This window comes from Methanocella arvoryzae MRE50 (assembly GCF_000063445.1).
GTDB classification, from domain to species: domain Archaea; phylum Halobacteriota; class Methanocellia; order Methanocellales; family Methanocellaceae; genus Methanocella_A; species Methanocella_A arvoryzae.
Map to the genome: position 1 here is coordinate 3,136,514 of NC_009464.1, position 22,483 is coordinate 3,158,996.

26 protein-coding genes and 1 pseudogene are annotated in these 22,483 nt (G+C 48.9%); 11 read left to right on the plus strand and 16 right to left on the minus strand.

The window, feature by feature from the left end; translation table 11 throughout:
* Positions 1-31 precede the first annotated feature (31 nt).
* Complete coding sequence (locus RCI_RS15365; RefSeq protein WP_012037361.1) at positions 32-247, minus strand: DUF2769 domain-containing protein; 216 nt, start codon at positions 245-247, stop codon at positions 32-34.
* Positions 248-301: 54 nt separating this feature from the next.
* On the minus strand, positions 302-1,222 hold the full coding sequence (locus RCI_RS15370) for a radical SAM protein (RefSeq protein WP_231844872.1): 921 nt from the start codon (positions 1,220-1,222) through the stop codon (positions 302-304).
* A gap of 291 nt (positions 1,223-1,513) precedes the next feature.
* Here RCI_RS15370 and RCI_RS15375 point away from each other — a divergent pair, with 291 nt between their 5' ends.
* The 4 genes from RCI_RS15375 to RCI_RS15390 all read left to right on the plus strand — a co-directional run bounded on the left by RCI_RS15375 (position 1,514) and on the right by RCI_RS15390 (position 5,335).
* Positions 1,514-2,737: a YncE family protein gene (locus RCI_RS15375; protein WP_048198794.1), complete on the plus strand. Its 1,224-nt coding sequence runs from the start codon at positions 1,514-1,516 to the stop codon at positions 2,735-2,737.
* A 94-nt stretch (positions 2,738-2,831) separates the two neighbouring features.
* On the plus strand, positions 2,832-3,257 hold the full coding sequence (locus tag RCI_RS15380) for a hypothetical protein (RefSeq protein WP_012037364.1): 426 nt from the start codon (positions 2,832-2,834) through the stop codon (positions 3,255-3,257).
* 90 nt (positions 3,258-3,347) lie between these two features.
* Positions 3,348-3,707 (plus strand): NifB/NifX family molybdenum-iron cluster-binding protein, encoded by a 360-nt coding sequence (locus tag RCI_RS15385; RefSeq protein WP_012037365.1) that lies wholly within the window; start codon positions 3,348-3,350, stop codon positions 3,705-3,707.
* Between the two features lie 476 nt (positions 3,708-4,183).
* A complete protein-coding gene (locus RCI_RS15390; RefSeq protein WP_012037366.1) occupies positions 4,184-5,335 on the plus strand; it encodes a TIGR04083 family peptide-modifying radical SAM enzyme in 1,152 nt (383 codons plus the stop codon).
* Here the strand turns inward: RCI_RS15390 and RCI_RS15395 are convergent.
* The 4 genes from RCI_RS15395 to RCI_RS15410 form a co-directional block, all read right to left on the minus strand.
* Complete coding sequence (locus tag RCI_RS15395) at positions 5,332-5,769, minus strand: HEPN domain-containing protein (protein WP_012037367.1); 438 nt, start codon at positions 5,767-5,769, stop codon at positions 5,332-5,334. The two genes, RCI_RS15390 and RCI_RS15395, sit on opposite strands and share 4 nt — an antisense overlap.
* On the minus strand, positions 5,766-6,308 hold the full coding sequence (locus RCI_RS15400; protein ID WP_012037368.1) for a nucleotidyltransferase domain-containing protein: 543 nt from the start codon (positions 6,306-6,308) through the stop codon (positions 5,766-5,768). The genes RCI_RS15395 and RCI_RS15400 overlap by 4 nt, the downstream gene beginning before the upstream one ends.
* Before the next feature lie 83 nt (positions 6,309-6,391).
* Positions 6,392-7,252: an HFX_2341 family transcriptional regulator domain-containing protein gene (locus tag RCI_RS15405; protein WP_012037369.1), complete on the minus strand. Its 861-nt coding sequence runs from the start codon at positions 7,250-7,252 to the stop codon at positions 6,392-6,394.
* A gap of 84 nt (positions 7,253-7,336) precedes the next feature.
* Positions 7,337-8,896: an MBL fold metallo-hydrolase gene (locus RCI_RS15410; RefSeq protein WP_231844873.1), complete on the minus strand. Its 1,560-nt coding sequence runs from the start codon at positions 8,894-8,896 to the stop codon at positions 7,337-7,339.
* Between the two features lie 137 nt (positions 8,897-9,033).
* On the opposite strand from RCI_RS15410, the gene RCI_RS15415 reads away from it, so the two are divergent.
* Positions 9,034-9,609 carry a 3'-5' exonuclease gene (locus RCI_RS15415; protein ID WP_012037371.1) on the plus strand — a complete coding sequence of 192 codons (576 nt, stop codon included), beginning with the start codon at positions 9,034-9,036 and terminating at the stop codon, positions 9,607-9,609.
* A 510-nt stretch (positions 9,610-10,119) separates the two neighbouring features.
* Here RCI_RS15415 and RCI_RS15420 read toward each other — a convergent pair.
* The 7 genes from RCI_RS15420 to RCI_RS17130 form a co-directional block, all read right to left on the minus strand.
* Positions 10,120-10,560, minus strand: coding sequence for a hypothetical protein (locus tag RCI_RS15420; protein ID WP_012037373.1), 441 nt, complete (start codon positions 10,558-10,560; stop codon positions 10,120-10,122).
* A gap of 31 nt (positions 10,561-10,591) precedes the next feature.
* Positions 10,592-11,068, minus strand: coding sequence for a HEAT repeat domain-containing protein (locus tag RCI_RS15425; protein ID WP_012037374.1), 477 nt, complete (start codon positions 11,066-11,068; stop codon positions 10,592-10,594).
* Positions 11,061-11,222 (minus strand): hypothetical protein, encoded by a 162-nt coding sequence (locus RCI_RS17125; protein WP_158308938.1) that lies wholly within the window; start codon positions 11,220-11,222, stop codon positions 11,061-11,063. The genes RCI_RS15425 and RCI_RS17125 overlap by 8 nt, the downstream gene beginning before the upstream one ends.
* 379 nt (positions 11,223-11,601) lie before the next feature.
* The gene (locus RCI_RS17625) at positions 11,602-11,832 is read right to left on the minus strand and encodes a HEPN domain-containing protein (protein WP_081477367.1); all 231 of its coding nucleotides are present in this window, start codon (positions 11,830-11,832) and stop codon (positions 11,602-11,604) included.
* Positions 11,825-12,223 carry a nucleotidyltransferase domain-containing protein gene (locus RCI_RS16485; RefSeq protein WP_081477368.1) on the minus strand — a complete coding sequence of 133 codons (399 nt, stop codon included), beginning with the start codon at positions 12,221-12,223 and terminating at the stop codon, positions 11,825-11,827. The genes RCI_RS17625 and RCI_RS16485 overlap by 8 nt, the downstream gene beginning before the upstream one ends.
* Positions 12,224-12,426: 203 nt before the next feature.
* Positions 12,427-12,765 (minus strand): DUF234 domain-containing protein, encoded by a 339-nt coding sequence (locus RCI_RS15435; RefSeq protein ID WP_048198798.1) that lies wholly within the window; start codon positions 12,763-12,765, stop codon positions 12,427-12,429.
* The gene (locus RCI_RS17130) at positions 12,752-12,892 is read right to left on the minus strand and encodes a hypothetical protein (RefSeq protein ID WP_158308939.1); all 141 of its coding nucleotides are present in this window, start codon (positions 12,890-12,892) and stop codon (positions 12,752-12,754) included. The genes RCI_RS15435 and RCI_RS17130 overlap by 14 nt, the downstream gene beginning before the upstream one ends.
* A gap of 231 nt (positions 12,893-13,123) precedes the next feature.
* Here RCI_RS17130 and RCI_RS17135 point away from each other — a divergent pair, with 231 nt between their 5' ends.
* Positions 13,124-13,267 carry a hypothetical protein gene (locus RCI_RS17135; protein WP_158308940.1) on the plus strand — a complete coding sequence of 48 codons (144 nt, stop codon included), beginning with the start codon at positions 13,124-13,126 and terminating at the stop codon, positions 13,265-13,267.
* Between the two features lie 538 nt (positions 13,268-13,805).
* On the opposite strand, the gene RCI_RS17140 is transcribed toward RCI_RS17135, so the two are convergent.
* Positions 13,806-13,961: a hypothetical protein gene (locus RCI_RS17140; RefSeq protein ID WP_158308941.1), complete on the minus strand. Its 156-nt coding sequence runs from the start codon at positions 13,959-13,961 to the stop codon at positions 13,806-13,808.
* 201 nt (positions 13,962-14,162) lie between these two features.
* Positions 14,163-14,999: a hypothetical protein gene (locus RCI_RS15440; protein ID WP_012037376.1), complete on the minus strand. Its 837-nt coding sequence runs from the start codon at positions 14,997-14,999 to the stop codon at positions 14,163-14,165.
* An 83-nt stretch (positions 15,000-15,082) separates the two neighbouring features.
* Here RCI_RS15440 and RCI_RS15445 point away from each other — a divergent pair, with 83 nt between their 5' ends.
* The 5 genes and pseudogenes from RCI_RS15445 to RCI_RS15465 all read left to right on the plus strand — a co-directional run bounded on the left by RCI_RS15445 (position 15,083) and on the right by RCI_RS15465 (position 22,144).
* Positions 15,083-15,610, plus strand: a complete 528-nt coding sequence (locus RCI_RS15445; protein ID WP_012037377.1) for a helix-turn-helix domain-containing protein — start codon at positions 15,083-15,085, stop codon at positions 15,608-15,610.
* Positions 15,604-16,104: pseudogene (locus tag RCI_RS17145) on the plus strand (IS630 family transposase); the annotation flags it as partial. The gene RCI_RS15445 and the pseudogene RCI_RS17145, both read left to right, overlap by 7 nt.
* 330 nt (positions 16,105-16,434) lie before the next feature.
* Complete coding sequence (locus tag RCI_RS15455; protein WP_148266670.1) at positions 16,435-16,737, plus strand: hypothetical protein; 303 nt, start codon at positions 16,435-16,437, stop codon at positions 16,735-16,737.
* A 98-nt stretch (positions 16,738-16,835) separates the two neighbouring features.
* Positions 16,836-19,340, plus strand: a complete 2,505-nt coding sequence (locus RCI_RS15460; protein WP_012037379.1) for a site-specific DNA-methyltransferase — start codon at positions 16,836-16,838, stop codon at positions 19,338-19,340.
* Between the two features lie 14 nt (positions 19,341-19,354).
* A complete protein-coding gene (locus RCI_RS15465; RefSeq protein WP_048198803.1) occupies positions 19,355-22,144 on the plus strand; it encodes a BPTD_3080 family restriction endonuclease in 2,790 nt (929 codons plus the stop codon).
* An 85-nt stretch (positions 22,145-22,229) separates the two neighbouring features.
* Here RCI_RS15465 and RCI_RS17150 read toward each other — a convergent pair whose 3' ends face one another.
* Positions 22,230-22,385 carry a hypothetical protein gene (locus RCI_RS17150; protein WP_158308942.1) on the minus strand — a complete coding sequence of 52 codons (156 nt, stop codon included), beginning with the start codon at positions 22,383-22,385 and terminating at the stop codon, positions 22,230-22,232.
* Between the last annotated feature and the right edge of the window lie 98 nt (positions 22,386-22,483).

A 22,483-nucleotide genomic window follows, 5' to 3' on the forward strand; every position in this document is an offset into this window, starting at 1 on the left:
CCGGATAAGCGGCATTTGCGGTCGCCGGGGCTTACTTTGCCTTTCCATTAATGCAGTAATACATGTCCCTCAGCTTGTGCTGGGCATAGACCGGACAGCCTGCAGGACATATGCAGCCTTCCATTACAATCTTCTTATCGCTCTTGCCTCTGGCACAGTACAGCTTTTTATCGTTGCCCGGAAAGCTGGGGCACCCGTTGCAGATACAGGCATTATAATTTTCGTCATTTTCTTGTGGCGTGGCCATAAACAGTTATCTGGCTTACTTGTTTAAATAGAAGACCGCAAATAATAGCAAGCGCTATACCAGGTTGGTCAGCCCCGCCGCCTTTACTATTTCCGTCGCCCGGCGAATTTCCGACATGTTCAGCGGCCGGTTTATCTCCGGGTGGACAGCAGCCCTGTGCTCTGGATGGTACTGAAACATCAGGTTGAACCGCACGTCTTTGCCCAGATTCTCCGCGCACCACTCAACTATCGGCTTCGTGCAGCACTCGACGTGCCCGGGCAGCACCAGCTGCCTCACCAGCACCCGGGCCTGGCGCTTCGCCTCAAGGAAATTTCTGGTAGTGACCTTCCAGTAGTCCCTGATGCCAGAATACCGGTATGCGTGCTCATCGTTGCCGTACCGGAAGTCGGCCAGGTACAGATCCACCACGCCGTCCAGCAGCTTCATGGCTTCAGGGGTCATGTACATGTTAGAGTTCCAGATCACCGGCAGCTCCTCTGGCATGCACCTGACGATCTTCAGGACTGTGTGCAGGTGTGGTATGGGATCTCCGCCGACGAAATTGACGTTAGCGCTGCCCTGTCCTCTGCGGGCTTCGATGACCCTGCACATCCGCAAAACGTCAAGAGGAGGACTTCTGGCCCGGGTGGCGATAGCCCAGTTCTGGCAGTAGGCACAGGTAAAGTTGCAGCCCTCGAAAAAGATGGTGTGCGAGGGTATCAGCTCGGGCTCTTCTCCCCTGTGCAGGAACTCGGATGAAATCCTGGATACAGCATCGGCTCCGCAGGCTCCGGCTTTCCGGAACCTGTCGCACCCGCACCGGCGCTCGCAGAAACAGCATGCCTTCAGCAGGCGTTCTGCCAGCTCGATCTTGACGTCGAGCAGCGAGGTATCCAGCCTGTCGCCTGCCGGTATCTTACCTTCCGCTCTGGACTGCCTGTACTCGGCCATAAGTTCGTCGTGCAACTTCCACAGGCCAGAGTCCGGGAGCAACAGGTAATCTGCATTTACTCTGATTAATTTTAGAAGGCTATGATTAGTTTGCCTCGAGCTACTTTTCAGATCTATCATTCTATAACCAAATCTATCCAGTTGTTTTCATAAAAACTCTGTGGCCTGTGTTGCCCGGATTATTAGTCAGCGGAAAAATTTTCCTCACACGAGCTTGTACTCCATATGGTCTTGTATCGTCACTCTTAATACCAAAGAGCAACTAACGGACTATATTAATGGCCGCTCGCGAGGTGGGTCAGGCTATAATTGCAGACTGTGACTGGTGTAAAAATGAGCGTAAAGGCAAGACTATCGATTATATTCCTGGCCGTCCTCCTGATATTGGCTCTTGCAGGTGTGTCACTGGCGACCGCTGACACAGGGTCCGGCTATGTCGACTTACTTTATGCGGCTGACTATAATCACGATTTGGTGCACGTGTATGATGTCTCGGCCTCTTCGTTTGCCAAAGTAGCTACGATTTCCATCGAAAAGCCCTCGGTCGTAGTGGCGAGCAATGATGGCAAGCGTGTGTACGTGGCCAGTTCCGGAAGTCTTACCTCGGGCTTCTACGTAATCAGCACAGCTAACCAGACTGTCATTGCCCGGTACTCGCTGCCAGACGATGGTGCGGGCGACATCGGCATCAGCCCGGACGACCGGTACGTTTACGTCGTCACGGCTACCCGTTTCATCATCCTCGATACGGCTACCGGTAAAACATCTGAAAAAACCATCGATACAGACAGGTATACAACCCTGACAACAGCCAGGGACATGGACGTAAACAAGGCCTACTTTGCAGCGCCCGGCTCCAGCGAGCTGTTCGTGTACGATAGCTATGATGACGCTATATACTCGTATCACCTCAACTGCGAGATCGGCTATCTGAGCGCTCTTAGCGGCACACGGCTGCTGGGCACGGATAAGCTCGGGGAAATCAACATCTTGAATTATAACTATTATACAGGGGTAGAGGGGTGGTCTTACACGCCTCGCCCGGTGGGAATCTCATCATCCTTCTTCGTCCCCTACCTGACAGTCAGCAATGACCAGAAAACCGCTTACTTCACCGACCGGGAGAACAACAGGGTATATGAGGTGAACCTCGAGGACTTTACTTCCCGGCGGCTGGTCAACGTCAGCGACTGGGAGTCTCCCACCCGGGGAGTCTTCAGCAGTGACGACAGCAAAGTCTTCATCTGCGACGACACCGGGGTACTGGGCCTGTATACAGTCAATAATACCCAGTACGCGTACTTTTACGGGTACAAAGCGACAGATGTGGACATAGCCACCGTTCAGGCCGCCGAAAGCATTTCGGGCGCTACTACGACGCCGAAGCCGGAAGTTGTAAGCCCGTCGCCAGAGCCTACCGATATACCTGCTTCATGGGTATCTCCTACTGTCACTCCTACGGCCACTCCTGCTACGACCCCGACACTTGCAGTGCTGCCAGTGATTGCTTTGATACTGTCAATCTACGGTATGTCAAGGATTTACCGCAAGTACTAGTCACGTAATCAGGACGGCCTCAACTAAATTTTTTCTTTCCGTCAACAAAGCTATAAGCTTACAAGGCGTACAATTTTTTAAAGAGGCAATCATAATGGCAGAGTCCCGCCGCTACCCGCTTAAAACCGACCCTCAGGGCATGGTCGGACGCGAATGTCCGAACCCCTCGTGTATGACGTATTTCAAGGTCGAGGCCAGTCAGGTCGACTGCGATGAGCTGATATGCCCGGTGTGCGGCCGGACAGACGACTGTAAAAAGTATACGACCGTGCCCCAGATCGACTACATCAACTCGCTGATCTTCCACAAGGACTCATGCCCCATCACCCACACCGGTTATTCGAAGACTCCGCCATGCAGGGATTATGTCGAACTGCCTGCAAAATGCGTGTACTCCTGCGACTCCTGCAATAAAAAGTTCGGGATCGACTGCAAGAAGCCGGAGAACTGCCCCTACTGTAATGCGACCAGAGAACACCTGCACGAAGAGAACAAGTGCGATCTTAACTGCAGTGAATAATGGCCGTCGGATGAAGGCCACAGGGCCAATAGACAGGGTGAGAGACATCCTTAACAACTTTTATACTATTGCCAGGTTAAAATATCAAGTATGACCCGATGCGCGCTACCTGTGGACGATTACGCAGGCCTCACATCCATGGTATTCGAACACTTCGGCCGGACCGGAACTTTTGCCATCGTCGACGCGGACGAAGGCCGGATCAATAGTGTAAGCGTGATCACTAATGAGCAGACATACGGCAGTACTGACAAAAACCTCCCCGACTTCCTCGCCGACCATGGCGTCGAAATCGTGCTGGCGGGAATGATGGGCACCTGCATGAGCACGCCATTGATAGACCGGGGTATTAGAGTTTTTACAGGTGCCGAAGGCACGGTGCGGGAAGCTTACGAAAAATATATGGCCGGAGAGCTGGCTGAAGTCCAGAAAAGCAGATATAGTTTCTGAACTTTATTCCGCAATACTGGCATCGTAAATTATTCACCACAGAGGCACAGAGGTTCACGGAGGTTCACGAAGTACGGCTTACCACAGAGGCACAGAGACGCACAGAGATACACAGAGAATATACAGGATAAAATTGCTATCCGGCCCCATAATATAGTATTGTGGCAACTTTACTGTAAATACGAACCTTAAATCAGACGCTCTGGGGGATAATCTGATTATTACAGCAAGTATAGGACAAATCCAGTAATTTTAGAAATCTCTGTGCGTCTCTGTGTTTCTCTGTGCCTCTGTGGTGAACCGTTTCTCTGTGAGCCTCTGTGCCTCTGTGGTAAACAGTCAATCTGTGAGCCTCTGTGTTCTCTATGGTTATCGATATCTCCATGACGCATGTTCGCGGGTCGTTCTTCAGATAGCGAAACTTTATTGTTCTCGAGTGCCATACGCTTCCTTATTATTCAAGAGGTCGTTTCAGGATGCCGTTCCACGTGATGATCATTCCGACGCTGGGCTGTCCGTCCAAGTGTCACTACTGCTGGAGCTCGGATGTTAACTCCCCCGTCATGAGCCTCGACACGGTCAAGGATATCGTGGCATGGCTGAAGGAGTTCAGGGATGACAACGTCACGTTTACCTTCCACGGGGGAGAGCCGCTGCTGGCCGGGGCGGACTTCTATAAGAAAGCGCTGCCGCTGTTGCAGAAAGGCCTGAAAGACCGGCACGTCGCCTTTGCGATGCAGACCAACCTCTGGCTGATGACGCCGGAGATTGCCAGAGTGCTGGCTAAGTATAACATCCCCATAGGCTCCAGCCTGGACGGGCCGGAGGATGTCAACGACTTCCAGCGGGGCAAAGGCTACTATCAAAAGACGATGAAGGGCTACACGATCGCCAGAGAGAACGGCCTGGACGTGAAGTTCATCTGTACCTTCACCTCGCACTCCATAAAGCACAAGGACGAGATCATCCAGTTCTTCATGGACAACGGCTGGAACCTCAAGCTGCACCCTGCGCTGCCTTCCATCAAGGGCGACGACCCCGGCAAGTGGGCGCTGGACGCCGGGGAGTACGGGGAACTGCTGGTCTACCTTTTAGATACATATTTAGAGAACTGGGGCCGGTTCGAGGTCATGAACATCGACCACCTGTGCAAGTGCGTCTTCAAGCGGCACGGTGTAGTATGCACCTTCGTGGACTGCATGGGAGACACCTTCGCCGTCGGGCCGGATGGTAGCATATATCCCTGCTACCGGTTTATCGGCATGCCCAAATTCGTCATGGGCAACGTGAAGGATAAGCCGACAATGGAAGACCTGATGAGCTCAAAAGCGGGCAAGCTCATGGAGAAGTTTAAGAAGTTCGTGGATAAGAACTGCAAGGAGTGCGCACACATCCGGTACTGCAGAGGCGGGTGTCCCTATAATGCGATCGTGCCGACTGATGGTAAGATCAAGGCCGTGGACCCGCACTGTGTGGCTTACAAGAGGATTTTCGACGAGATCAAGGAGCGGCAGAATAGGGATCTGCTTGCCGGCACATCGGGGCTCGAGGGGGCCATCATGGGGTTCGACCCGATGAGGATGGCGGCGAAGCCGGGTGTTATGGCTATAATGCTAAAAAGGATCTAAGTTTGTGAAGTCGGCGGCGTAACCAGTGATTTTATCTTGTCCAGGAAATCACGGGCATTAACCATCGATTTCTCTGCATTTTCTGCAGAATAGGAAGAGTCATAGTCTGCCCTCTCCCTCAGGTCTCTAGCGGCTTCAAAGTAGTCCCTGTACCGTTGATCCAGCTTCCCTTCATTGACCAGCTTGCCAAGGAATAATTCGATGCATATGTGGCTCTTTTCCCTGTAGCCATTCTGATAAAGCAGGGCCCGGGCAGCGTGGAACATCGAATAATATGCCTGTACGGTCGCCCACTTATAATCTCCTGCGGAAGCGCTAACATTTGCCCTTTGTAGATCGAACTCTGACTGAGCAAGCTCGTTCTCGATGCTCTGTCGATCGTAAGGGTGGGGCTTTATCAAGTCTTTTTTCAAGCATTCCTCAAACGTAGTCATATAATCCTTATCCTATCGCGAATGATGCTTTCGTAAAATGCCGTGTTGGTCCTTGAAAGATCAGCGAACTCTATGGGGGTTTTAACCATCGGATTAACCCGGCGGTTCATATCTCTCGCAATTCCGTCGGAGATTTCCACAAGTGCACGATTGTCAATCTTTCCGATGATAATAATATCTATGTCGCTGTCTTCCGTATCCTCGCCTCTCGCGGCAGAGCCGTAGAGGTATAACTCAAAGCCCTGGCCTGAGAAATGTTTTACTGCTTCGTAAACAGCAGCTACATTGAAAAATTTTTTCAGATGTTTAACGACCGGGCTGTCACTTTTCAGTTTATATATCTTAAGCCCGCCTTTCCAGCTCTCGTGGAGGAAATCACCAAGGACAAGCGTATTCAGGCATCTGGTTGCTGTGACGTAAGAAAGCCCTGAATCTTTAACAACTTCAGCCTGATACTTCTCGATATCCGGCCTATAAAGGAACTGCCTGATGATATGCATGCAGTTTTTCGAGCTGATAATCTCTTCGATTGCGAACATTCTACAATTTTTTAAATAACGTACTTTAACTATTTATTGTTTACTTTAATTTTTTAAAGTGATTTGTTTAAAAATTTAAATGATCATCTTGCGTTTATTCTTGTGTCCGCAAATAACGAGCCTGCAATCGTGAGTTTGATCCGCAACTCTTTCTTATAGCGTTCGGTTTCGATAAGGTTTAACTCTACAAGATTATCAAGATAATACTTTACGTTAGACCGGGGCACTTCAGTTTTAAGGTCTCTGTCGAGAAGCTCTTTCATCTCTTTGATCGAGTTTACATACCTGTCCTCGTCGGCCTGAACTTTCTTCTTCTGGAAAACAAGCTCTTTCTCTCTCAAAATCTTAAGCATCTCCAGTTCCGTATCTGTCAGTTTTGCCAGCGGGAACGGGGGGAACCTGTGTATTCTTGCCTCTCCTGCCGCCAGCCCATGCTCGTGTATTTCCGCAGCGAGTTCCTTGATCTCCCTGATTACGTCAGCTTCGGAAACGCCCGATTTTAAAAGTTTCTGGGTGGCGCTTATCAAGGCGCCCTCATAATACTTCTCTGGCTCGACATAGTAAAGTTCTACGCTGCCCTTGGAATTATTTAGAAAACTGGCGAGCGTGAGGGCGACCTGCATGATTTTGGGTGCAGAAGAAAGGTTGACGTAGACTTTATTGTTCGCCTGGACTTCCCGGTGGATCAAATCATATGATGTTTTAAAAATGTCGTTGAAATCGTATAAGTTCACGTGAACTTCTTCCCAGTCTATGGGGACTTTTTTAATTTTTTCAATAAAAGTATTGACTACTTTCGTCTGCTTCTTATATTCCTCTTTTTCCTTTTTCGGGTCCTGGACCAGGAGATACGCTTTCTTTACTGTAAAATCCTTGAACAGCGGCTTAATAATCCTATCGTATTCCAGGCCGGCAGGGATGATATGAATGCCAGCTTCTGCCATAAAATTCTAGAAAGATATTGTCATTAAAAGTACTTAACTTTTTTCATTGTCACATAACAATAAAAAATGTTTATCATCTTCTTCTTAATTCAGGCTGAAACTTTCCCCGTCTTTCAGGCACCTGACTTTTTCGTGGAACCGGCTTGTAAACCACGAATGAGCGGTGGTGTGAACAGGTATAATGATGTCCGGTGAAATTCTGTCAATGAACTTTTCCAGCTCATCTCCGGCAATGTGACCTGATGCGTGATAGCCGGGCTCTGTCGTTATTTCGGGCCGGCCATTCTCGGTAGCCAGCCTGATGCCCCGGGTCTCGATGTTGAAATGCCGGAGCCACCTGAATAGCTTCAGGTGATCGATCTCCTGCTCCTCCGAGAACGCCTCGCTCGACGAATAGATGTACAATCCGTCGTTCGGCTTGATGTCCAGCAGGTGCTTCATATCATAGAAAGAGAAGCACAGAATGTAGTTCCCCGGATTTCTTGATATTTCCATGGGGCTCAGCAATCGATCTGCATACTCTCGCTCCACCAGCCGCTGATCGCAGCCCGATTTACTGTCGCTGATCGCGTCGTAGACCAGTAAGTTACTCATCCTGCACCTGCCGTCTGCGCACTCAAGTGCAGCAAGCAGGTAGACGTCCCTGGTCGTGATCACCAGCTCTCTGCCAGTTTCTCTGGCAATCCTGGCAAACATCTCCAGCCGCTCGAAGTTCCTGGCAGAAAAATCAGCGATCACCAGCTTATCCGTACTGTCGACGGCAGCCTTGCAATGCTCGTAAACATCACTCTCCGTCGTAGGGTGATCACCTTCCCGGCCTGTCCTGGTGCCTTCGACGATCAGCACATTAGCTTCCCTGGCACCGGCGACGAGGCGATCCATGTTCTGGCTGCCGTTTTCGCCGTGGAATCGGAAGTCGCCTGTGTAGAATATGGTGCCGTCTGGTGATTTGAGCCGGTAGGCGACGGCGCCGCAGATCGAGTGGTCCATGGGATAGGCGTCCACTTCAAAGGGCAGATCCAGCTCGGAGAGGTGGCCGATGTGGCCTGGCCGGTAAGGCTTTGACTTGAGAGGATTGGCTGCCATCAGGTCGTGCAATCTGGCCGCCGGCTCTGTCAGCCCATAGAGGTCTCTTCCGACTGATGGCGTTTTCGTCCCGGCCGAGCCGCAGACCAGCGGGTTATCGCCAGGCACACGGGGCTTGACGTAGGCTGCCTCTGCGCTGGTGCCGGCGTTTCTCGAGACGTCCTGTTGTGCCTTCAGGATCGCCAGGCTCAGGCTCGACGCCACGAATGGTATAGCATGATCCAGCAGCCCCATGTTGCCGGTATGATCCATATGGGCATGGCTCAGCAGCACCGCTTTCACATCCGGCCGGGCATACGACCTCACGCAGCCGCAAGTGTCACTCGTCAGGAGATCGTCACGGTATATGTTCAGCTTAGGTATCAGGTTCAGCTGGAGCAGATCGTGAATGCCCCTCGTATCCCTGTCGCAGAGATATTCGTTGAAGTATTCATTGTAGCGCGAGTAGTTCATGCCGAAGTCCAGAAAGACTCCGCTGCCGCCGTTTTCCACGTAGATTTTATTACCGCCGATCGTCTCCGCACCATCGTATACTGTTACCGATACCACAGCAGGCACCTGGTAGTGATATGGTAACAATCCGTATATAAGTTATTTGCTGTTATCCAAATATGTAGTGAAATATAACGACTCATAACAACATATATTAACATGTAATACTATAGTACTATTGCACAATCAGTAGGTGATCGAACGTGGAATTCTTGACCGTTGTTGACTTAGAAATGACCGGCCTCGGAAAGTTCGATAAAGCAAACCCTGTCGATGACGACTATCCCGTCAGCATCGGCATCATCCTTGCCGGCGTGGATGAGGAGGGCAAAGCCATCCGGTGCCTCGACAGCTTTCACACGCTGATCCGGATCCCGAACCCCTCGAAAGTAGAGGAGACCTCGATCTTCCACCACATCTATCCGGAGGACCTGGAGGCTGCTCCGAAGCCGAAAGAGGTGTGCGGGCAGATCCGGAAATTCTACGAGAAGCACGGCGAAATACCGGCCGCCGCATGGAACCACAGGGTAGACCGCCACTTCGTCGACATCCTGTTCAAAATGGGCAAAATGGAGTCGCCCATACGCAAGTGGGTAGAACTGCAGCCTGAGAAGATGGCAAGCCTCGAAAAGTACGTGGATAAGTATGTGCAGGACCCGGCAATCCTCGGGCTCGATGCTCATGATGCCTTGAACGACTGCATCAGGACTGTCGGGGTCATGGCTGCGCTGAAAAACTATGACCTTGACATATCCGGGCTTGAGATGGTAAACAGTTAACGATTATCCTAAATGTCGTCCGGGGATAAATTCCATAGTGTTAAACCTCTAAAATGTCCACCTCAAAACGGATCCCCGGGCTACTATTCATGCATTATCTTCATCCTAAATTTTTACAGTTCCTATACCAGGATGTTCGCCTGTTGAACGCCTGCGAATGCAGGCGTTCTCAAGGCGATTCCCGACAGCTGATTTTTCCTCTCCAATCCTCCGGCCACTCACCTTCCTCCTCTCAGACCTCCTGACCTCTCTGACCTCCCCTTGAAAAAAGTCTCCCTGATCTCCTGGCACTCCCCAACCTCCGGTTTTGCCGGATACGTGTGCGCAAGCTGGACAACAAGGAGGTTTCGGAGGCACCGGAGATCAGAGAGAACGATCTCAGGGAGAGGTCAGAGAGGTCAGGAGATCAGAGGGGAGGAATGTGAGGGGCCAGAGGTTCCGGAGGATATGAATGACGAATATCTAAAAAAGTTTCAAGATATCTATCATTACTCCTGGATATCAATATAATTATCCGGTAAATTTTTCCACGTGCTCAAACTTGGTCTTGCACACTTTTAGCCCCACCATTTTCTGCATCGCCTCTTCTCTCAGCGCTTTCCACATGGCCAGAAAATCCTTATCTGCATTGCTCAGGTCGAGGAAACCTGTTCCTGCGACCTGCGCTTCAAGCTCCTGCCTCACCTTTTCCAGAGACTCGCAAGCATTGAAGTGTGCGGGGTAGAATAGGATGCAGGCATCCACCAGCGAAGCAGCCATGCCCGGCTTCTCCGGTACGAATCGCGTGATATGTTCCAGGGGGCATAGTCCCATGGCCGTATAATGCACTTCCATCCATTCCTGGCTTCCCGAGCCCACCCAGATCTCGAACAGGGGCTTATCCAGCCCTTCGTTGATCCAGGGTCCATCGGTTGCCCGAAATACGTAGTAAATGGAATCTAAACATGCCAATTCAACCCCTCCTGTAATAATCTTAATCGGCTTATCCCGGCCCTTTCAGGCTCTGGCGCACCAGTTCTCCGTCTATGATCCAGGTTTTGTCTCCCCCTACACTGGCGGAACTTTTATCCGCTCCATTGCTGCGCCTTCTCTTACGAGACGGCCAACGTTTGCCGGGTACGCAAAAATTTTCATATCGCTTCAGGATCTTGCTTAAAGCGATCTCTGCTTCGCTCCTGACGGCCGGGTCCCAGTCTGATGCTATTATCCTCTCCAGGGTCCTGACTATCGACATGTCCGCGGAAGATACTTTTGCGATCATGCCCAGCGCCGCTATGGCCGATCTGCGCATCGCCGGAGATCGGTCGAGCTTGATTAACTCGACGAAGGTCACTGCCAGATCGCTGTTGCCTGTTTCTGCCAGCTTGATCGACGCCTGGATCCGTTCGGCTTCCGGCAGCGTGAAGTCCCATAGAATGCTGAGCTGTTCCTTATTTGCTCTGGACAGGGACTTAGCCATGGTAGCTCCTACTCTTCCGCTTTTCCTCGGCCAGTTTTATTATGTATTCCTGGCACAGGTTCTGGTCGAGGTGCTGACGGATCTGGTGAGTGAGAACTTCGTCGAACTGGATCTCACAGCTACACTGCGAGTTTCTGATGATCTGATCGGACAATGCAAATACCTCCCATGATGTCTGTGCCTGGGCTTTAGGTGCAGGCACTTAATTACGTAATGTATTGTATAAATGACATATAACATATTTATATGTTACTACTCAAGAATTATTGATAATTGCGATCTGTGAAACTATAAATGTTGAGGCAAATAATGTACCGGCGATTTAGGGAAAGTCAGGAAGATTCATGGTGCTCCTGGAAATATTATAAAAGAGAGATAGGGTACAGTTAGGAACATATCTGCATACAGGTAGTTGATTTCCTGAAGTATCTAATTCTTCTGATTTTAGGATAATTGATCGAAGTATATAAGCAATATTTTCTGTCTATCTCGTTATGAACTCAGAATAACTCGATTTAAAGTACTTTAAAAGTTCATCTTTCGCTCTTGGTAATTGCTTCGACATAGTAGCTAAAACCATGCTCTTTCGTGATTAAAATGCTCAATATCGCCAGGCAGGCTTTCGTTGATTTCTCGCATAGTTGCTCCATATGGAACAACGCTAAAGAGGGGATATTTTCTTTAATAGCAGCGTCTATTAAGGACTTATCATATGATGCATCGAGTAAATATCTTACAGCTCGGGCTTCTGCTAAACTAGACATAATACCCAACTTTTACCCCATTCAAAACCAGGGGCTTCATCTTGCTGATGGCGTCTCTGCACCGAACTATACTATTTTTACCATGGAGCAGCTTATTGTTGTGGTAAACCTCATACAGGAAAGGAGATGGATAGTTCAGATCATTAACATCCAGCATGAAAATTTCAAGGGGTCTTTTTATCTTTCCCAGAAGGTTGTATCTGATTCTCGATATGATTTTCAATTTATCCGCAGGGTATTTTTTTACAAATACCAAAATATCGTAGTCACTCTTTTCATTTTGAGTTTCCTTTGCTACGCTTCCGAACAGGTAGATCGCTTCTACGTCGCTAAGCTCCTCTAAGATAACCTCCCGTATAGTTTTCAGGTCTTCTTGAGTTGCAGCGTCGATATGTACTCCCTAATCAATTCCTATTATGCAATCTGCGAATATAAAAGAATGGTGGATATGTATCTATTAGCTGCATAGCCGACTAATCATTGCTAATTATCAATGATAATTTTAAGATGTATCAATAATCGTTGATAATCTCCTTTGATGTTTTCCGTGACTAATAACTTAGGAACGTAATCCTAAGGATTACGTTCCTAATATTACTTCGTCCACTGTAGATCATCGAGATCGTAGGCGATGAACCCGTCTTCGCGCAAACTATCCTTTCTATAAATTTTCCTGGCGAATATGCCATACACCTCTTTGCGGCTATGGTTTTGCCACTCGACGTATGCGGCCTTCTGCTTTAGATCATCCAGGATTGTCCAGGCTTCTGCTTGACTCAGCTCTTTCCACTTGCACTCGAAGAAACCCGCTTCGCCGGTCTCTCTGTTGAGCCCGACGGCGTCGATCTCGATCTCCTTTCTCAGACCTGCCTCCCGGTGGTAGCCCCACCACCGGCCGATATCAGTAAATCTGCCCCTCTCAAGCTTTCTCAATTGTTCCCTCCGACGATTTTCTCGAAAGTATGGTGGCAAAAGCGTCAAAATCTATGTCCAGCAGGCACTCGACGACTATGGTATCGCCAATCTCCGTGGTCGTGTAGTTTAGATCGATCCGTGGCAATAATTCTATGTGGGCTGCCGGGCCGCCAGTCTCACACTTTACCTTGATGAGTGGTCCGATCGGGGGAAAATGGATTACTTGTCCGGGGAGTTTCGGGAGTTCCCTGAGGTGGGGGTCAGAGGAGTGTCCGGAGATCAGGAAGACAATTTCTCAGGGAGAGGTCAGAGTGGTCAGGGAGATCAGAGGGGAGGAAGGTGAGGGACTGGAGGTCTGGGAGAATAATATTGATTATTGTCATTCTTGATACTTTTAGGGGAGTCAGGTACCGTTTACACGAAGTACGCAAGGTACGCGAAGTACGCGAAGTTTTACGATATGATCATGTTCCAGCATGCCGTTTTACCGTACTTTGAGTACTTCGCGTACTTCGTGTAAACGGTACGGGCACTCGTACATAACATTCCAGTAGTGACTTTCGAAATTCGGCAGATCATTTGCCATGAAAGCACTTGTAATAGTGATAAAATTTCTTATGTTTTCGCCTCTCTGATCCTCCGGGTACTCACTATACTCCTCTCTGATCTCCCAGACCTCCCTGATCCTCCCATTGAGATCGTTCTCTCTGATCTCACGGGCACTCCCCTGCCTCCCGGCCTCCAGGTACTCGTAAGCCTCCAGGAGTGTTCGGTGGTATTAAAACCTGCTATCTTATTTGGGTATTTTTAACCCGCCACAAATGAGGAATTTTAAACCGCCACTTACCAAACCCTGATTACGGGCTGAAAAACCTGTGTTAAAAGTTACTGGTCAGATAAGGCATTCGTGGCAGTATTTACGACCCATGCAGGGTCGGCAGCCAATTTTCCGTGGCCTATCTCTCATCCGACAATCCGAGAAGAGCTATTATTAATGAGTAAAATATTGTTCATGTGTTTCCCTGAACATCGAGGGCTTAATCACTTCATAGTCGTTATCATGTCGCCTGCAGAACCTTAGAAATCCCCTCCATCGCCAGCCCCGGCACTTTTACTTTCGGGGATTGCGCCCTGCCTACCGGGTCTCTGCCTTTATAGCCCTTGGCAATCATCACTTGTTTCGCTATGAACTCGACGCTATCGCCGGGCTGCAATTGCAGTGCCTCGATGTAACCGTTCGAGCGGAACCAGTGGTGATCTCTTATGAGGTTGCCGTTCGAGTCTTTGATGTCGATCAGCAGGATCGTTTTATCGTAGCCGCAGCCGAACTGGTTTCTGGCCAGGCTCCATTGTCGATATATTGCCTGATGTGTCTGTCTCTCGATGCACGATTATTCGATGTTATCTGTTCATAACTATCTTTTAAAGTACTTCCACCCGGATTTTGCGAGCTTCATCCTTTCAGCTCTATCTTTGTCTATCCAGGCGATCACCTCGTTGAAATTCTTGCCTATACTCTTCGTCTGTTTGGGATCGTAGTAAGACTCATAACCGAGCCCTTTGACGTACTCGAAAAACCTCTTCTCCAGCTCATCTTGCAACAACCCGGTGATCTCCTTTTTCTCGACACTGTAGCCTCTGTACTTAATAGCCGTATAGCTCTTCGAGTTAATGTAGCCGGGGCATATTTCCACCCGTGAATTATCCTTCGTAGCACCCAGCTTATTTATCAGCTCGACAGTAATATGGGCCGCTTCATCGAGATACTCTTTAGACTCGAACAATCCTTCCTGGAAATACTTGAGCTCAATAATTCCCGTCTCGACCCGGCTGCCATCTGTCGCGCCTATCATGACTCCCCCAAGGGGAAAGCCCCAGCCCGAGTCATCAACTTTTATCACTAATTGGGCTTCGGGCTGCTTACAGTCTTCCATGCCGAAATCAGTTAAGGCTGTACTGGCAGTATGCTTTGGCAGCGGCGGAGTTACTATGGGCGTCGCCCGAGGAGCATCTTCTTTCTTAGCCACTCCTGGTCCGCCCTTCAATAGCCTGTTTAAGATCGCTTCGTCGGTGGTGACAAGTTTCAGTTCATTTTTACTGTTCCTGAAAATCTTGGCGTTCCAGCCCTTCGGCGCCCGGATGCCATCACCGTGCACGTGGAGTACAAGGTATATGTTATTTTCCTTCTTTTCGGGCAGGCCAAGGGCTTTCAGTGTATCTATAAAAGGACGGCTTACGGGGGTTGTGAACATGATATCAATTAATTGTTTTTTTACGTAGTCTTATTATAGTATCATGAGAAAGTTTTAGTATTTGGGATTCTCAGCTTATTCTGATGGTTGAAAAACGGTTTGCGCTGGTCAGGCATTTGAGGCGGGATGAGTTGGATAGTCTTTTGAAGGATTGTTCTGATCCGAAATTGAGTCAGAGGCTCTTGTTCATTTCTCATTTGTATGATGGTGATTCGGTGGCGGTGGCCGGTGCTAAAGTGCGGATGGTGAAGAATTCAGCGTATATCTGGGCTCGCCGGTGGAATGCGGAGGGTGTCGGGGGATTGTTGACTCGGCCTCGTAGTGGCCGTCCATCAAAGCTGACGGGGGAGCAGAAGGAAGAGTTGAAGGAACTCTTGATGTTACGGGATGATTGGACTACCAGAGAGGTTAAGGAGTTGATAAGTGAGGATTTTGATGTGGAGATCACTGAAAATGGCGTGTACCGCATGCTCCGCTCCTGGAAGATGAAATTGGGCAAACCCTATGAAGAGGATTACCGCAGACCGGACAATGCTGAAGAGCTTTTAAAAAAACGGTTGAAGAAGCCTTCCGGGAGCAGGAAGAGGATGGGGTCCCACCTGATCAGTTGATCATTGGTTTTCTTGATGAAGCCTCTTCCCAAACTAAGACGAATCCTCGGGTATGGTCTTTCCATAAGCCCACCCTGATCAGGAATACGAGTGGTCCCAGGATCAACGTATACGGTTTTTACACGCTAAACGGTCACAGTGTCGTCGATTTTAAAGAAGACGGCAAAACCCCTTGTTTCCTGTCTTTCATGGAGACGATCCGGGAAGCGAATCCGTATAGAAGGATACTGGTTATTCTGGACAATTACAAGCCCCATAAGACGGACGAGGCCATGGCAAAAGCAAAGGAGTTAGGCATAATCCTGCTCCATATTCCTCCTTACAGCCCTCATCTTAACCCGATCGAGCAGATCTGGCGAGCGTTAAAACGCCGCCTACCATTACTGTTCAGGCTGACCACCGAAGAGCTAAAAAGCGCAATACGACAAATCTACCGTATGCTAAGCGCCAGGAAAAGTTTCGGTGAGAACTGGATAAGCACCTATGCAAATTAGTACAAATACTTTTTCAATTGACTATAATTCTGCGATAGTTTGGGTGTTACAGCGATCCTCCGAGAGCCAGGCACTCGATAGGCGAGAAATTGTGGCTTTCATGTAGGGGTATGAAAAATTGAAAGTTGGCCCTGTGCGAGTCGAAAATACCGCCAAGCCCGCCAAGAAGCCAAGCACGCCAAGAGCTAATTTTTATGGAACGCCAAGAGATCAATTTTACTTGTGATGATCTTCCTTCTAAATATAACAATAAAATATGTTACTTATTATGTATACGTGTTGTACGTTAACTATATATGGTAACACCGCTTGATATACAAGCGTGATATAATGGCAGTATCTCACTCAAAACGGGGAATAAACTACGAGAAAGCAAAGTCCAGGCAGCACGGCGCAAAACATGTCGGTGGTCCAGGAAAACACGATTACGAACGAGGTCGGGTTAAAGGCGAAGTCAAGTGTAGAAGCTCAAAGGTTACCAAGCCTGAACTGATACGATCAATAAAAGAGAAAGGTATCAGGGAATTCGATAGCAAGGCGGGTTTTACTCAGCCGGCTATTGATCATGCCAACAAATATTACCCCGACGTTAAGCTCATCTCAAGAGGCGCAGTAATAAAAAGAAGAAAATAATTTGATATAATAATTGTCTTGTACTCGCCAAAAGAAATATCTTAGATAAGCAGAATAATCAATCGTTTAAAATATTAACACCAGCGGGATGAGGTCAAATGCCAGCAGTACCTTCGGAAAAGAAAGATATTGAACAGTATCAGCACAAGGGAAAATCACGTTGTAACAACCCTCCGGTCGGGCTCGTTGACCCTGAAACAGATCCGGATGCAGGTGTAAAAACCTATCAGTACGACCCTCACCTCGATCCGCAGCTGGTCTGGGCTGGCAAGGCCGAGCACACGTCTTTCCATGTGCCGACCGTCTCTTTACACGTCCACGAGCGCATCGACCCTCGGACGATCATCGACGCTGTCAGGAAAAAATCGACCTCCCTCAAACAGGTATCCCTCTTTGACTTCGAGCGGGACGAGCCTATACGAGAGGCTATAGAGTTCTACAAGCACAGGCATAATTGGTCAAACCGCCTTATAGCAGGAGATTCTTTACTGGTGATGAATTCTTTACTTGAGAAAGAGGGCATGGCTGGCAAGGTGCAGATGATCTATTTTGATCCGCCCTATGGTATCAAGTATGGCTCTAATTTCCAGCCCTTTGTGAATAAGCGTGATGTTAAGGATGGAAAGGATGAAGATCTGACATCGGAGCCGGAGATGGTGAAGGCTTTCAGGGATACATGGGAACTGGGGATTCACTCTTACTTGACATATTTGAGGGATCGTCTATTACTTGCTAAAGAACTATTGAGCGATAGTGGAAGTATTTTTGTTCAAATTAGTGATGAGAATTTACATCATGTACGAGAAATACTTGATGAAATATTTGGTTATAATAATTTTATAAATATCATAACATTCCAAAAAACCGGTGGAATATCAAGTAATCTACTTGGATGCACTATAGATTTTATCTTGTGGTATGCTAAGGATATCAAAAATGTAAAATTTAGGAGACTATACCTCGAACGCAGTATTGGTGATACATCTTTAGATCGTTATGATAAAGTCATGTTAAAAGATGGTACATATAGAGGACTTACTCCTGAAGAACTATTAACTGGTAAAATTCCTGCTGGGGCAAGACGATATCAGCTAGCACCATTATATTCAGAGGGTTCTACAAAAAAGGAAAATAATGAGTTTGAATTTAAAGGTATTATATATAAGCCACGGAAAGACACCCATTGGAAGACAACAATTGAAGGACTTAAAAATCTTGGACTTAAAAATCGGATCGAGGTAATGGGCAGTGTTATAAGGTATCGCAGATTTTTAGATGATTTCCCAGTAATACCATTAACTGATAGGTGGGAAAGTACTCAAATTGGTACATTAAGGCTGTATGTTGTACAGACGTCACATAAAGTAATCGAGCGATGTTTATTGATGGCAACTGATCCCGGCGACATCGTCCTCGATCCCACCTGTGGCTCAGGCACCACTGCTTACGTAGCCGAACAGTGGGGCCGTCGCTGGATTACCTGCGATACTTCCAGAGTAGCCATCACACTCGCAAAACAGCGCTTGATGACCGCAATCTTCGACTACTATGAGCTTGCTTACCCAGAAGAAGGCGTAGGCAGCGGGTTCAGGTATAAGACTGTTCCGCATATTACTTTAAAATCTATAGCAAACAACGAGCCACCTGCACAGGAAACTCTCTATGATCAGCCTCTGGTAGACAAATCCAAGCTTCGTGTCACCGGTCCATTCACTGTCGAAGCCGTCCCGGCCCCGACAGTCCAGCCAGTCTCCGAATTTGAACAGCCCTCTGCTTCAGACGACTCTATCGCCCGTAGCGGTGAATCTCTCAGGCAGGGCGAGTGGAGATCAGAGCTTTTAAAGACCGGCATCCGTGGTCGTGCTGGCCAGAAGATCGAGTTCTCCAGAGTCGAGCCTTTAGCCGGTACGAGGTGGCTGCATGCTGACGCCGAGACTAAGGAATCCAGCCCACAGCGTGTGGTTGTATCCTTTGGCCCGGAGCATGCGCCGCTGGAGCAGAGGCAGGTTTCGCTGGCTATCGAGGAAGCACAGAAGCTGGTGCCGAAGCCGAGGATCGTGGTATTCGCAGCGTTCCAGTTCGACCCCGAAGCATCTAAGGACATCGATGAAACCAAATGGCCTGGCGTAACTCTCCTCAAAGCTCAGATGAACGCCGATTTACTTACCAGTGATCTCAAGAAGAAGAAAGCCACTAACGAAAGTTTCTGGATGGTCGGCCAGCCTGACGTTACGATCGAGCGGATCATGGACGGCGAAGACAAGGGCAAGTACGTGATTGAGGTCCATGGTTTCGACTACTACGATACCAGGACTCAGCTCGTCGAGTCTGGTGGCGTGGAAAAGATCGCTATGTGGATGCTGGATACTGACTACGATGGTCGCAGCATTATGCCTCGGCAGGTGTTCTTCCCGATGGCCGGGGAGAAAGATGGCTGGGCGAAGCTGGCAAGGAACCTCAAAGCGGAGATCGACGAAGATCGGATAGAGGCCTTCCGTGGCACGAAATCGCTGCCCTTCGCCAAGGGCGCCAATGGGCGTATCGCAGTAAAAATTATAGATGACCGGGGCATTGAGAGCCTGAGGATTATCAACGTCGAGTGAGGGGTGACGATAGCATGGGAAAGTTCGTCATCGATAAGCTCATCATCAACTCGCCGTACGAGGAGCCGAAGGAGTACTGGTCGTACAATCCAGGCGTCAAGCTGTTCGAGCGGATTAAAGGCCGTCGGCCTGCCGGATATCTGATCGCTTCCGAGCGGTCAAGAACCTATGACGACCCTGGTGAATTCCGTTCCATCAAGCTTGTCAACGATATTAGGCCGCGCATCAAGCAGTGGCGGGAAGCCGGCTATCCGGGGGCAACTGGTGTTACCCGGCGATTGCTGGAGCACTGGCATAATATCGAGGAGCGGGACCGCAGATTCTTCTTCTGCCAGCTTGAGGCTATCGAAACGCTGATCTGGCTTACTGAAGCTCCCGATGCGGATAAAGTGGGGATCATCGACCAGATTCAGGGCGACGGTGGGCCTTTCAGGCGACTATGCTCTAAGATGGCCACCGGCAGCGGCAAGACGATCGTTATGGCCATGCTTATTGCATGGCAGGTCCTGAATAAGGTAACATATCCACAGGACAGCCGTTATTCGAAAAACATTTTCGTTGTAGCTCCCGGGTTGACAGTAAAGAGCCGGCTCGGTGTACTTATTCCTTCATCGGAAGGCAACTACTACGATGAGTTCAATATCGTTCCGATCGCTGACAGGGAAAAGCTCCGTCAGGGCAAAGTTATGATCAGGAACTGGCAGGCGCTGGCGTGGGAGTCTGCGGAGCGTCTCCAGAAGAAGAAGAGCGTAGATAAGCGCGGGCCCAAGAGCGACGAGGCTTATGTGCGTGAAGTACTGGAGGACATGGCCGGAGCAAGCAACATCGTGGTTATCAACGATGAGGCTCACCATGCCTGGCGTATTGTCCCCGGGGAGAAGCTGGCCGGGCTCAGCAAGGAAGAAAAGGAAGAGGCTACCGTCTGGATCAGTGGCCTCGACCGTATCCATAAAGCTCGCAACATCCTGACCTGCTACGATTTCTCGGCTACACCATTTGTGCCTTCCGGCAAGAAGAGCACCGAAGAGGCACTGTTCGGCTGGATCGTCAGCGACTTCGGGCTCAACGATGCTATCGAATCCGGGCTGGTCAAGACGCCGAGAATTGTCGTCAGAGATGATGCGCTGCCCGATGCTAAGAGCTACATGTCGAAACTTTATCACGTGTACGAGCACGTGAAAGAAGACCTTGCCAGAAAAGCAGAGGAGACCGAGCCGCTTCCTGATCTGGTGATCAATGCCTATGATCTCCTCGGAGCTGACTGGCTTGAAACTAAAAAGTCCTGGGAAGAGCGAGGCTATCCGGTACCACCGGTGATGATCTCAGTGGTCAATATTACCAATACTGCGGCGAGAGTGGAGTATGCCTTTACCCATAAAAAGGTGCATGTCGACGAGCTATGCGATCCTAAAAAGCTGCTGCACATAGATAGTAAAGTTCTCGATATGGCAGAATCTGAGGTATCTACTACCATTGAACCAGTGGCTGCAGACGGTTCAGATTCAGAAGATGGTGAGCAGAAGCTTTCAAAGAAAGAACTGGCTGAGTTGTTGCGTAGAAAAGTCGATACCGTCGGACAGGTTGGTAAGCCTGGAGAGCAGATACAGAACGTTATCTCAGTCGGCATGCTATCGGAAGGCTGGGATGCTAAGACTGTGACCCATATCATGGGTTTGAGAGCTTTTACCAGCCAGCTACTGTGCGAGCAGGTTGTTGGGCGTGGGCTTCGAAGAACTTCCTATGATATTAATCCAGAAACAGGCCTGTTCGACGCTGAGTACGTAAACATCTTTGGAGTGCCCTTCACATTCCTGCCTCACGAGGCATCGGAAGGCACCGGCCCGGTACCGCCACAGCCAAAGTGGAGAGTAGAGCCCCTGCCGCAGAAGAGCCAGTACGAAATAAGATGGCCGAACATCCTGCGGGTCGACTATACCTATAAAACCGTTATGAGCCTTGATATGGATAAAGTGAAGCCGCTTGTGATAGATGCGAAAGATACCGTAATCAGTGCAGAACTGGCCGCAGTCATCGAAGGCAAGCCCAATTTCGAGAGCCTGACGGAGATCGACCTGGAAAAGCTCGGCAAAATGTACCGCATGCAGCGCATTATATTCGAGTCTGCACGGGATATCTTTGAGATGATGAGGGGCAAATGGAAGGGCGATGAGAGGTTCCTGATGGCTCAGCTGGTCAGGATTGTCCAGGACTTCCTCAAGTCTGACAAGCTCAAGATTTCCCAGACTCTTTATGCGCAGGATGACCTCAGGAGACGGATTTTGATCATGCTGAACATGACCAAGGTCGTCCAGCACGTGGCCAATGAGATCAAGCTGTCTAATTCCGAGGCAATAGTGCCTGTTTTCGACCCTGAACGTCCGTCGAGGACGACAGGGGATATGCAGGCATGGTATACCAGTAAGCCCAATCATTTGACCCAGAAGTCGCATATCAACCTTGTTGTTTACGACAGCGCGTGGGAGGCCACTGAAGCGTACCGGCTCGATCACAGCAGCGATGTTGAAGCATGGGTAAAGAACGACCACCTCGGCTTTGAGATCGTCTATATGTTCAACGGTGTCGTGCGAAAGTACCGTCCTGACTTCATCGTCCGGCTCAAAGGTGGTAAGCATCTTGTGCTGGAAGTGAAAGGGCAGGAGACTTTCCAGGATCAGGTCAAGCGTGCTGCGCTTGAAGAGTGGATAAAGGCCGTCAACCAGCATGGCGGGTTTGGGGTGTGGAGTTCGGCGGTGTCGAGAGATCCGGCTGATGTTGAGGAGATTATTAGAAAAGAATGTCAATAATCTCTTTAATATCTCTACTTCAGTATATTGAAAAGGGATTGTAGCTGATTAATGATTTGATCTGATTATGGTATTATAAAGAATACTATTTAAGGGGATTGATTTCAATCCTATATTTTTTCATTAATTCTCTATTTTCTTGGAGTTTTTCTCTAACCTGTTCGGGATCTGCCAGGTTGATCTCCAACTCTTTTACCCTTATTATCCCGATATCTCTGTTTTTTGGCTTAATGTATGTCACTTATACCACCTGGTTATATCAGAGATAGCTGATAACTAATATTTATTTATATGTCTCATCGACTTTATAAACGTTATTATTGTAGTCTTGAGTTTATG